This is a genomic window from Burkholderia sp. BKH01 (assembly GCF_025685725.1).
Classification (GTDB): Bacteria; Pseudomonadota; Gammaproteobacteria; order Burkholderiales; family Burkholderiaceae; genus Burkholderia; species Burkholderia pyrrocinia_C.
The window spans coordinates 88,348-96,600 of sequence record NZ_JAOTQT010000029.1; the positions used below are offsets into that span (position 1 = coordinate 88,348).

The 8,253-nt window shown below is 63.0% G+C and carries 12 protein-coding genes and 1 pseudogene; 8 read left to right on the forward strand and 5 right to left on the reverse strand.

Annotation, left to right across the window (positions count from 1 at the left end):
• Nucleotides 1–78: 78 nt before the first annotated feature.
• The 8 genes from OEJ37_RS30035 (at nucleotide 79) to OEJ37_RS30070 (ending at nucleotide 3,761) form a co-directional block, all read left to right on the forward strand.
• Entirely contained in the window at nucleotides 79–399 is a 321-nt protein-coding gene (locus OEJ37_RS30035; protein ID WP_151047665.1) for a DUF2282 domain-containing protein, read from the forward strand.
• 14 nt (nucleotides 400–413) lie between these two features.
• Complete coding sequence (locus tag OEJ37_RS30040) at nucleotides 414–1,301, forward strand: DUF692 domain-containing protein (RefSeq protein ID WP_263348216.1); 888 nt, start codon at nucleotides 414–416, stop codon at nucleotides 1,299–1,301.
• Nucleotides 1,273–2,097 carry a DUF2063 domain-containing protein gene (locus OEJ37_RS30045; RefSeq protein WP_263348220.1) on the forward strand — a complete coding sequence of 275 codons (825 nt, stop codon included), beginning with the start codon at nucleotides 1,273–1,275 and terminating at the stop codon, nucleotides 2,095–2,097. The genes OEJ37_RS30040 and OEJ37_RS30045 overlap by 29 nt, the downstream gene beginning before the upstream one ends.
• A complete protein-coding gene (locus OEJ37_RS30050) occupies nucleotides 2,094–2,576 on the forward strand; it encodes a DoxX family protein (protein ID WP_263348221.1) in 483 nt (160 codons plus the stop codon). Before OEJ37_RS30045 ends, OEJ37_RS30050 begins: the two co-directional genes overlap by 4 nt.
• Before the next feature lie 193 nt (nucleotides 2,577–2,769).
• Complete coding sequence (locus OEJ37_RS30055; protein WP_263348224.1) at nucleotides 2,770–3,117, forward strand: mercuric transporter MerT family protein; 348 nt, start codon at nucleotides 2,770–2,772, stop codon at nucleotides 3,115–3,117.
• Between the two features lie 11 nt (nucleotides 3,118–3,128).
• Nucleotides 3,129–3,404 carry a mercury resistance system periplasmic binding protein MerP gene (merP, locus tag OEJ37_RS30060; protein ID WP_263348227.1) on the forward strand — a complete coding sequence of 92 codons (276 nt, stop codon included), beginning with the start codon at nucleotides 3,129–3,131 and terminating at the stop codon, nucleotides 3,402–3,404.
• Between the two features lie 7 nt (nucleotides 3,405–3,411).
• A complete protein-coding gene (locus OEJ37_RS30065) occupies nucleotides 3,412–3,618 on the forward strand; it encodes a GDCCVxC domain-containing (seleno)protein (protein WP_263348230.1) in 207 nt (68 codons plus the stop codon).
• Nucleotides 3,585–3,761: a hypothetical protein gene (locus OEJ37_RS30070; protein WP_263348279.1), complete on the forward strand. Its 177-nt coding sequence runs from the start codon at nucleotides 3,585–3,587 to the stop codon at nucleotides 3,759–3,761. The genes OEJ37_RS30065 and OEJ37_RS30070 overlap by 34 nt, the downstream gene beginning before the upstream one ends.
• Before the next feature lie 18 nt (nucleotides 3,762–3,779).
• Here the strand turns inward: OEJ37_RS30070 and OEJ37_RS30075 are convergent, their stop codons facing one another.
• The 5 genes and pseudogenes from OEJ37_RS30075 to OEJ37_RS30095 all read right to left on the reverse strand — a co-directional run.
• The gene (locus OEJ37_RS30075; RefSeq protein ID WP_263348231.1) at nucleotides 3,780–4,820 is read right to left on the reverse strand and encodes a YncE family protein; all 1,041 of its coding nucleotides are present in this window, start codon (nucleotides 4,818–4,820) and stop codon (nucleotides 3,780–3,782) included.
• Nucleotides 4,821–4,895: 75 nt separating this feature from the next.
• A complete protein-coding gene (locus OEJ37_RS30080; RefSeq protein ID WP_263348234.1) occupies nucleotides 4,896–5,819 on the reverse strand; it encodes a DUF1259 domain-containing protein in 924 nt (307 codons plus the stop codon).
• A 104-nt stretch (nucleotides 5,820–5,923) separates the two neighbouring features.
• Nucleotides 5,924–7,192 (reverse strand): MFS transporter, encoded by a 1,269-nt coding sequence (locus tag OEJ37_RS30085; RefSeq protein WP_263348236.1) that lies wholly within the window; start codon nucleotides 7,190–7,192, stop codon nucleotides 5,924–5,926.
• Entirely contained in the window at nucleotides 7,179–7,607 is a 429-nt protein-coding gene (locus OEJ37_RS30090) for a chromate resistance protein (protein WP_263348239.1), read from the reverse strand. Before OEJ37_RS30090 ends, OEJ37_RS30085 begins: the two co-directional genes overlap by 14 nt.
• A gap of 163 nt (nucleotides 7,608–7,770) precedes the next feature.
• Nucleotides 7,771–8,118 (reverse strand): annotated as a pseudogene (locus OEJ37_RS30095) (superoxide dismutase); the annotation flags it as partial.
• Between the last annotated feature and the right edge of the window lie 135 nt (nucleotides 8,119–8,253).

Genomic DNA, 8,253 nt, shown 5'->3' on the forward strand with positions numbered 1-8,253 from the left:
TAACCTTTAGTCGCCGCGGAGCGAATTTTCTGACAAGGTCGCGCACCGGCGATCCCCCGATCTTCAGGAGAAGACACCATGAGCAAATCCGCCTTAGCCGTTTCCTCCCTGTCAGCCGCGATCGGACTTGCGCTTGCCATGCAAGCCGCTCCGGGACAGGCGCAGGGTATGAAGGATATGAGCAATATGCCCCAGGTCGTCAAGGACAACATGGCGAAGATGGCGCAGAACCATCTGGAAAAATGCTATGGCGTGAACGCGGTCGCCAAGAACGACTGCGCCGAGGGCGCACATTCGTGCGCGGGGCAGGCCACGCAGGCTCGTGATTCGAAGTCGTTCGTGCTGTTGCCGTCCGGCGATTGCGGCAAGATCGCCGGCGGCAAGCTCAAGGCCGGTTGACGGGCCGCCCCATCATGAGCGTATCCGCGCCGCATCGCCCGGCGCCGCGCCCGATTCCGGCCCGGGCGGGCGTCGGGTTGCGCTTCCGGCACCATCGGACGGTCATTGACGAGCGGCCGGCTGTCGCATGGTTCGAGGTGCACACCGAGAACTACCTGGGCGGCGGCACGGTGTCGCGATGTCTGGATGCGATTCGTCGCGATTACCCGCTGTCGCTGCATGGCGTGGGATTGTCCCTCGGCAGCGCGGACGGGCTGGACGCCGTGCATCTCGCACGGGTGCGTGCAGCGGTGCTGCGTTTCGAGCCCGACCTGGTTTCCGAGCATATGTCGTGGAGCGCGGTAGGCGGAACCTATTTGGCGGACCTGCTGCCCTTGCCGATGACCGAGGAGGCACTGGAGGTCGTATGCCGGCATGTGGACCAGGTGCAGACCGTGCTCGGGCGGCAGATTCTGGTGGAGAACCCGTCCACCTATTTGCGCTACGTCCACTCGACCATTCCAGAGTGGGAATTTCTTTCGGAAATCGCGCGGCGCACGGGATGCGGCCTGCTTTGCGACGTGAACAACATTTTCGTCAGCGCTTGCAATCATGGCTGGGATCCGCATACCTATCTCGCTACGCTGCCGCCGGCTGCGATCGGCGAAATCCATCTCGCCGGCCATAGCACGATGCAACTCGAGAACGGCCGAACACTGCGCATCGACGATCATGGCTCGCGCGTCGCGCCCGCGGTGTGGACACTCTATGAAGCGGCGCTACGGCGTTTTGGCCCGGTGCCGACGCTGATCGAATGGGACAACGACGTGCCCACGCTCGAGGTTCTGATTCAGGAAGCGGCCATCGCGGATGCCGTACGGGAGGCGATTCGAAATGAAACCGCAAACGCATTCGCTTGCTGACGTGCAACAGGCTTTCAGCCGCAACCTGCTGTGCGATGCCGATCACGATGCGAATGACGACGTTGCAGCCATGGTGCTCGGCGATGGGCTGGAGCCACGCGCGCGCTTGAACATCTACCGGAACACGGCGATGAGCGTGCTGGCCAATGCGCTGCGCCTGAGCTTTCCGGCTGTGCAGCGTCTGGTCGGCCCCGAATTCTTCGACGATGCCGCGCGCCGGTTCTGCAGCACGGCGCCGCCGCATCGCGCGTGGCTGGACGAATACGGTGCGCAGTTTCCCGACTTCCTCGCGCAGATGCCGCAGACCGCGTCGCTGCCGTACCTCGGCGACGTCGCACGCTTCGAATGGCAGGTCAATCTCGTGCTTCACGCACCGGACGATCCGATACTCGATCTTGCCCGCCTGGCACGACTCGACGACGTCGCGCTGGGCGAGTTGCGGCTGCGGCCCCATCCAGCTGCGCGGCTGCTGTGCTGCAACTCTCCCGCCGACGCGATCTGGCGCGCAGTGCTCGAGAACGACGATTCGGCCGTACGCGAGATCCGGCTCGACGACGCGCCCGCCCACCTGCTCGTGCAGCGCACGGCCGAAGATGTGGAGACGCTCCGCTTGAGTGTCGCCGAATGGCAGATCGCCACGGCGCTTTTTGCAGGCGAGGCGGTGAGCGTCGCACTCGCGAAAGCTCCCGAAGCGCACGGATACGCACTGCTCGCAACCTGTCTTGCACGCGGATGTTTTGCTGAAGCGTCGCAGTCGGCGAACGACTGCTCGTTCGACGGAGGATCACGGACATGACTCGCCTGTCCCAAACCGCCCATACCCGGGCGAGCGCGGGCGACGCGCTGCTGCGCGTCGCGCAGACGCTCGAGCGTGTTCCTTACTGGCTGCTCGCCATTCCGCTGCGGATCGCGGTGGCGACCGTCTTCTGGAACTCGGCGATGACCAAGCTTGCGAACTGGGACGCGGCACTGCAACTCTTTTCGGAAGAATACCGGTTGCCGGTGCTGCCGCCCGAAATCGCCGCATACATGGCTGTCTCGATCGAACTGAGCATGCCGGTGCTGCTTGTAGTCGGCCTGGCAGTCCGGCCCGCCGCGCTGGTCCTGCTCGGGATGACCTCGGTGATTGAAATCTTTGTCTATCCGCAGGCGTGGCCCATACACATTCAATGGGCGGCGATGCTGTTCGTGCTGTTATGTCGCGGCGCCGGATGGTTATCGATTGATCATGTGGTGCGCACGCGCTGGCTGCAGCGGACTTCAGCAGAAAAGTGAGCCGTAGGCCTTGACCCGAGAGTGCGCTCCAGGGTCTATCGTGAAGTGTACGGGTGGGGATTCAATGGACCGTCTTCCCGACATCGTGATCGGATCAAGGGGGCGATTCCGGCAGTACTGGAAGACGCGGGGGGCGAGGTGGAGACAGGCCTGCTGGATTGGGGCATCGAAGCCCGTATTTCCGGGAAAGACCATGGCACGAAAAGGTGAAACAACCAGCCTGATTGCGGGAGCGCTGGCCGCGCTCGGCGCCTCCGTATGTTGTGTCGTGCCGCTGGTATTGGTGGCGCTTGGCATCGGCGGGTCGTGGATTGCGAGCCTCACCGCCATGGAGCCGTACCGGCCCGTATTCGTCGGCCTGACGCTGCTGTTTTTGGGACTGGCGTTTCGGAGGCTTTATCTCGCACCGCGGGTGTGTGCGCCAGGTTCAGCCTGTGAAGATCCGCGCACGGTCAGACGTCAGCGAGTTACGTTCTGGATCGTCGCCATCTCGCTGATTGGTCTGCTTGCGGTGCCGCCGTTGGGGCGGCTGTTTTACTGAGGGGGATGTCCATGCGCAAACTGCTGACCGCAACGCTCGTCGCGCTGCCGATCGCGGGGTTCGCCGCAGCGCCGCAAACCGTGACGCTCGACGTCCGGAACATGACTTGCGAACTCTGTCCAATCACGGTCAGGAAGTCGCTTGAGAAGGTGCCTGGCGTGAGTGCTGTCAAGGTCGATTTCGGCAGAAAGACGGCGACGGTCATCTACGACCCTGACAAAGTCCGGCCGGACAGCCTGACCCATGCGACCGCGGATGCCGGGTATCCTTCGACGGTTCATCAGTGAGGCGGCGATGAACAATCTCGTGCTCGAATCCGTGCTGACGTGCCCGCACTGTGGGTTCGCCAAACAGGAGACCATGCCCGCGGACGCCTGCCAGTTCTATTACGAGTGTTCCCGCTGCGGGGCATTGCTGCGTCCGGTACGAGGCGACTGTTGCGTGTTCTGCTCATTTGGCACGGTCAAATGTCCGTCGAAGCAGTTGCGCACCTGCTGCTGACAGGGCTGATCGGGCCGGCCATCGCCTGGAACAGGAGCCATCATGCCAGCGATCCGCTCTCCAATTCCGCGTGCATGGCAATGGTGCAGATCGACGACGAGTTGGTTCGAGGACGAGTCTGGACTTTTACCGGGGTAGCGTGATCAAGCGGACCACTGCGTTTATCTGGGTTCCATCACACGCAGCACCGGCCGGCCGCCAACATCCTTCAGTGGGAAGTATGAGCGGTGCGTGGCCGGATCGACTGCGACGACATGCGCATTCGCTCCGAGGCTGCCTTCCCCGATTTTGTCACCCGTACCCGCCTTGAAGCGAAATAGTGAAACGACACCGTCCTCGCCTGCCACATAGAGCGTCGATAGGGACGGATCGGATGCCAGCACGTCGGGTTCCCCACCGACAGCGAACGACTGGATGACACGCATCGCGCGCATGTCGAGAACCAGAAGTTTGTCATTGCCCTCGCATGCGATGAAGGCGAGACGCTCGCGCGCATCAATCAACAGGCCGTGATTGCCTTTGGCTCCCGGCAGATCGAAGCGGCCGACGACACGGTCCGTTGCCGGGTCGATCTCGACGAGTTGACGCCGCGTTTGGACATTCACGAAGATGTGGCGGGAGATCGGGTCGTATTGCGTGTTGCCGGCTTCGCCGTCGAGCGGGATCGTGGCGACGCGCCGGTTGCTGCGGACATCGATGACCGTTTCCGTGTTCCCATACTCATCAGATACGTACAGCTTGCGCACGTCGGGCGCGTAGGCCATCCCGTCCGGGTAATGTCCGCCGGGCATGCGCGCGACGACTTTCAGCGTCGCGGCGTCGATCGCGACGATCTCGTTGGTACCGGTTGCGGATGCGTACACGCGCGACAGTTCCGGAACGGCGAGGATGCCGTGCACCGATGATACGTCCGCAATCCGCGCAGTCACGCGCGACGCCTTTGTATCGAATACGATCACTTCCCCGTCGCCGAGGTGCGCGATAAAGAGCAGATTGCGGTTCGTGTCCAGGCTCGCATAGTCGAGTCGTGTCGTGCGTCCGGGTAGCGGAATATCCGCGACGTGCTTCAATGGAAGGCTGCCGAGCGGGAGATCGCCCCCAATGGCGTCATCCCGATGAGCGACAAGGCTCGCTATCGCAACCACGATCAAAAGCGCGGCAAGCACGAGAAGGCGGACGCGCCGGTTTCGGAGGTGTCCCATGTTTCAATTTCCTGTGGACCGTTTCCGCCGCACTGGTTGCGAGCCGAGTGCGGCTGCAACGCTATGCCGCGAACGTCAGCGCGTCACGGCCGCCTGTGCATCCAGAGCAAGTTTGACGTCCTTCGCCAGATCGACGGCTTTGCCCTTGCCCCAGAAATGCAGGAACAGGATGCGTGGCGATTCATCCGCCATGTGCTGGTGGATTGCAGCGATGTTGATCCCTGACGCGCGCATGCTCTTCAGCACGGCCTGCAGTTCGCTTTCGCGCATTGCGAAGTCGCCATCAACTACGGCTTCATCGTCCGACCCAGCGAATGCCGCCCACGTATTGACACCCATCGCATTGCCGATCTTGACGCCGTGCATGCTCGACGGCTTGCCGATCACGATCTTGAACATGCCATGGTTCGTCTGCCCCTTTGATCCAAAGATCGCCTCTAGCGGCGCAGCCGTGATGGCGTTCGGCTCGGCGATGTGGCCGGGGAAGACATTTTCGGGAGTCGGGTGCGCGGCGCGGACCTCCTCGATCTTGTCGTAGATCTGTTTCACACCTCCGGCAAGCTCCGCCGGGTCGCCCGTACCGGCGATGTGCATGAAATAGACTTTGGGGCGATCAAAGAAGAAATGGTTGTGCAGCGCCGTGATTTCGAGTCCGGCATCGAGCGCCGCACTCATCACGGGATTGACCTCGTCCTCGAACAGCACGGTGTCGCCCATCATCATCGCCTGTCCGTGATGCCCCGGCGTGAACGCGGCCCACGACGTCAGTCCCATGAACGGCGGCATCGCCCACTCATCGACCTGTACTTTGACATCGTTGCGCGGCTTCGTGACCTTGAAGACGTTCTCTTTCGCCGAATAGTCCCCCTTCATGCCGGTGATCTGCTCGATTTGCGCGGTGTCGATCCCGGCATGCTGCTGCGCGTCGGCCTGGCCGGCGATAACGAAGACAACCAACGCGGTGGCGGCCGCTTGCGTGAGTTTCCCTGGACGTGACATGGGTCATGACTCCATTGACGGTAGGTAAGTGAGCAGTGCGCATTCTTGAGATGCGGTGATGCTTCGCTTCGTCTTGGTTCCTCGCGGCAAGATCGCGGATCCCTCTATGGCTTGGCCTCTTCGTCCGGTTTGACGTGGCGGAAAGCGGCCAGTAGCGAAAGGTCATACGCGATCTTCAGCGCGCCGCATGCGACCAGCGGCGCACCGAGCCAGCCAAGGCTGAACAGGCCACCAGCCAGCGTTGGCGCGACCGCGGCCGCGAGGCTACGCGGCACGGACGTGAAGCTGGCCGCAGCCGGGCGCTCCGCCGGCGTGACGAGGGCCATCACATAGGCGGTTCGAGTCGGCACATCCATCTGCGACATCGCGCTGCGCATGAGTAGGAGCGTCAACGTCACCGGCAGCGACGGCGCCAGCGCCGCACCGATCAGGCAAACGCTCGAGGGGATGTGTGTGAAGACCATGGTGTTGAGCAGGCCGATCTTGCGTGAGAGCGGCCCCGCCGCGAGTTGTGAGCCTGCGGCAAGCAGCCCCGCGCAGAAAAAGAACTGGCCCGCCGCGCTGACGGAGAATCCGAACCGCTGCATCAGCCAGAGCGACAGCAGCGAGTTCACGACGAGGCCACCCGCGAACGCGTCGACGCTGAACAGCAGCGCAAGCCGCGTGACGATGCGCCGCGATGGCCCGAGCGGAGGAGCGGCCGTCGCCGCGTGCGATCCTGTACGCGGCAATCGGGTGTACAGCACGCAGACCGCGAGGCCTGTCGACGCATAGACGAGAAACATCATGCGCATCGCAGCCAACAGCGAAATCCCGGTGTGCGAGGCAAGCCAAAGGGGCAGGCCCGCGGCAAGCGAGCCCAATGCGGCCGACACGGCGCCGACCAGGCTGTAGCGGGCAAACAGCGCGGTTCGCGCGTCGCCGGTCGTCGCTTCGGCCAGACGCGCCTGCTCGAGTGGCAAGAAGAGGCTGACGTCGCCGGAGCTCGGGTTGAGCGTGCCGACGAAGGCGACGACAAGCAACGGCCATATGGTCGACAGGCCGGCAAAACCGATGCCGGTGGCGACCATCAGGACGGCTGCGAGCGCCAACATCCGACGGTGCGGGAAGCGGCTGGCGGCCATGCCGACCGCGATCGTCGCGACAGCCGAACCCATCAACGTCGCGGTGCTGACCAACCCGACATCGATTTGCGCGAAACCGAGCAAGAGCAAGTACGCGGGGAGTAGCACTGCGACGAAGCCATCACAAAACCCGCGCAGACCGCGGCTCACGAGGATGATCCACGCGGCAGGCTCGACACCGGCCGGAAGGAACCGGTGCGAGAGACGGATCGCGCATGAGACGGCCACGCGGCCGCTAGGCACGCGCATCGCGTCGACACCAAGCGTAGAGCGCGTCGTACATCACCATCCCGTGCCGTAGTTGCTCATGATCATCGGCAAAGTTCTCGGAGAGGCCGATCGAGATGGCGTACAGGCCGGTCGCTTCCGGCGCGAGATCGAGCCGCCCTGTATCCGCGCCGCGCACGATCTCGGCGAGTTTGAGTAAGGCCGGGTCATTCGGCTGGTACTTGTCGAGAAACGCATCGAAGCTGCAACGGTCGTCGTGGTGCCCCAGTTCGACGTCAGGCACGTCGTAAGGAATTGCGCCGGTTTCCTCTGCCATGCGCAACACGTCGGGGCCCGGGACGTAGAGAAACTCGGGGGCCTTGTCGATAAACCGGGCGATCAGCCATGGGCAGGCGATTCGATCTATCTTCGGCCGTTCACGCGTAATCCATTTCATGGCACTTCTCCAGTCTGGCGGTGCGGAGGACATAAGCGATGCGCCCGAACGGTCAGTCGTCGTCTTCGTCCTCGTCACCGGCCGGGCGACTGACAATCAGCCTGCCGTCGTCAGCCACAAGCAATCTCTGCTCCGCACCGTTGGCTGCGACCGAAACGACATAGAGCGACTTGCCGTCTTTCGTGCGTCGCTGGATTTTCTCGACGCTGCCGAAATCGCGTTCGATCGCTGCCTGAAGTACACCGCCCATCCGCCCGCTCGGGCCAAGGCTGTCGAAGTAGATCTCATGCAGGATCATCGAATTCGCGGCGATCAGTTCCTCGCGCTTCAGACCGTTCAACACGAACACGGGCGTGCTCGCCGGGTCGATCCCGGCCAACTGGTCGGTGATCGCGCTCAGGCGTTTGACGGCCCCGTCGTAGTTGTTCTCGTAGTGGCTGCGGATCAGCCATTCGGACAGGCCCGGCAGCCCGGTCGGGTCACAGGACAACGTTTTCATCTGGTACGTCATGATCGTCTCCTGGAGACGCGAGTCAATGGTGGAGTAACGGGTAGGCCACCAAACCGAAAAGCGCCGCAGCGGTGACGATTACCGGTTCCTGGAGCTTCTTGACGTGCCACAGCAGCAGAATGGTCGCCACGGCAA

Coding starts and splice junctions, on each gene's coding strand:
- OEJ37_RS30035 (WP_151047665.1), top strand. CDS start 79: ATGAGCAAATCCGCCTTAGCCGTTTCCTCCCTGTCAGCCGCGATCGGA.
- OEJ37_RS30055 (WP_263348224.1), top strand. CDS start 2,770: ATGGCACGAAAAGGTGAAACAACCAGCCTGATTGCGGGAGCGCTGGCC.
- OEJ37_RS30045 (WP_263348220.1), top strand. CDS start 1,273: ATGAAACCGCAAACGCATTCGCTTGCTGACGTGCAACAGGCTTTCAGC.
- OEJ37_RS30075 (WP_263348231.1), bottom strand. CDS start 4,820: ATGGGACACCTCCGAAACCGGCGCGTCCGCCTTCTCGTGCTTGCCGCG.
- OEJ37_RS30050 (WP_263348221.1), top strand. CDS start 2,094: ATGACTCGCCTGTCCCAAACCGCCCATACCCGGGCGAGCGCGGGCGAC.
- OEJ37_RS30040 (WP_263348216.1), top strand. CDS start 414: ATGAGCGTATCCGCGCCGCATCGCCCGGCGCCGCGCCCGATTCCGGCC.
- OEJ37_RS30085 (WP_263348236.1), bottom strand. CDS start 7,192: ATGCGCGTGCCTAGCGGCCGCGTGGCCGTCTCATGCGCGATCCGTCTC.
- OEJ37_RS30065 (WP_263348230.1), top strand. CDS start 3,412: ATGAACAATCTCGTGCTCGAATCCGTGCTGACGTGCCCGCACTGTGGG.
- OEJ37_RS30070 (WP_263348279.1), top strand. CDS start 3,585: ATGTCCGTCGAAGCAGTTGCGCACCTGCTGCTGACAGGGCTGATCGGG.
- OEJ37_RS30080 (WP_263348234.1), bottom strand. CDS start 5,819: ATGTCACGTCCAGGGAAACTCACGCAAGCGGCCGCCACCGCGTTGGTT.
- merP (WP_263348227.1), top strand. CDS start 3,129: ATGCGCAAACTGCTGACCGCAACGCTCGTCGCGCTGCCGATCGCGGGG.
- OEJ37_RS30090 (WP_263348239.1), bottom strand. CDS start 7,607: ATGAAATGGATTACGCGTGAACGGCCGAAGATAGATCGAATCGCCTGC.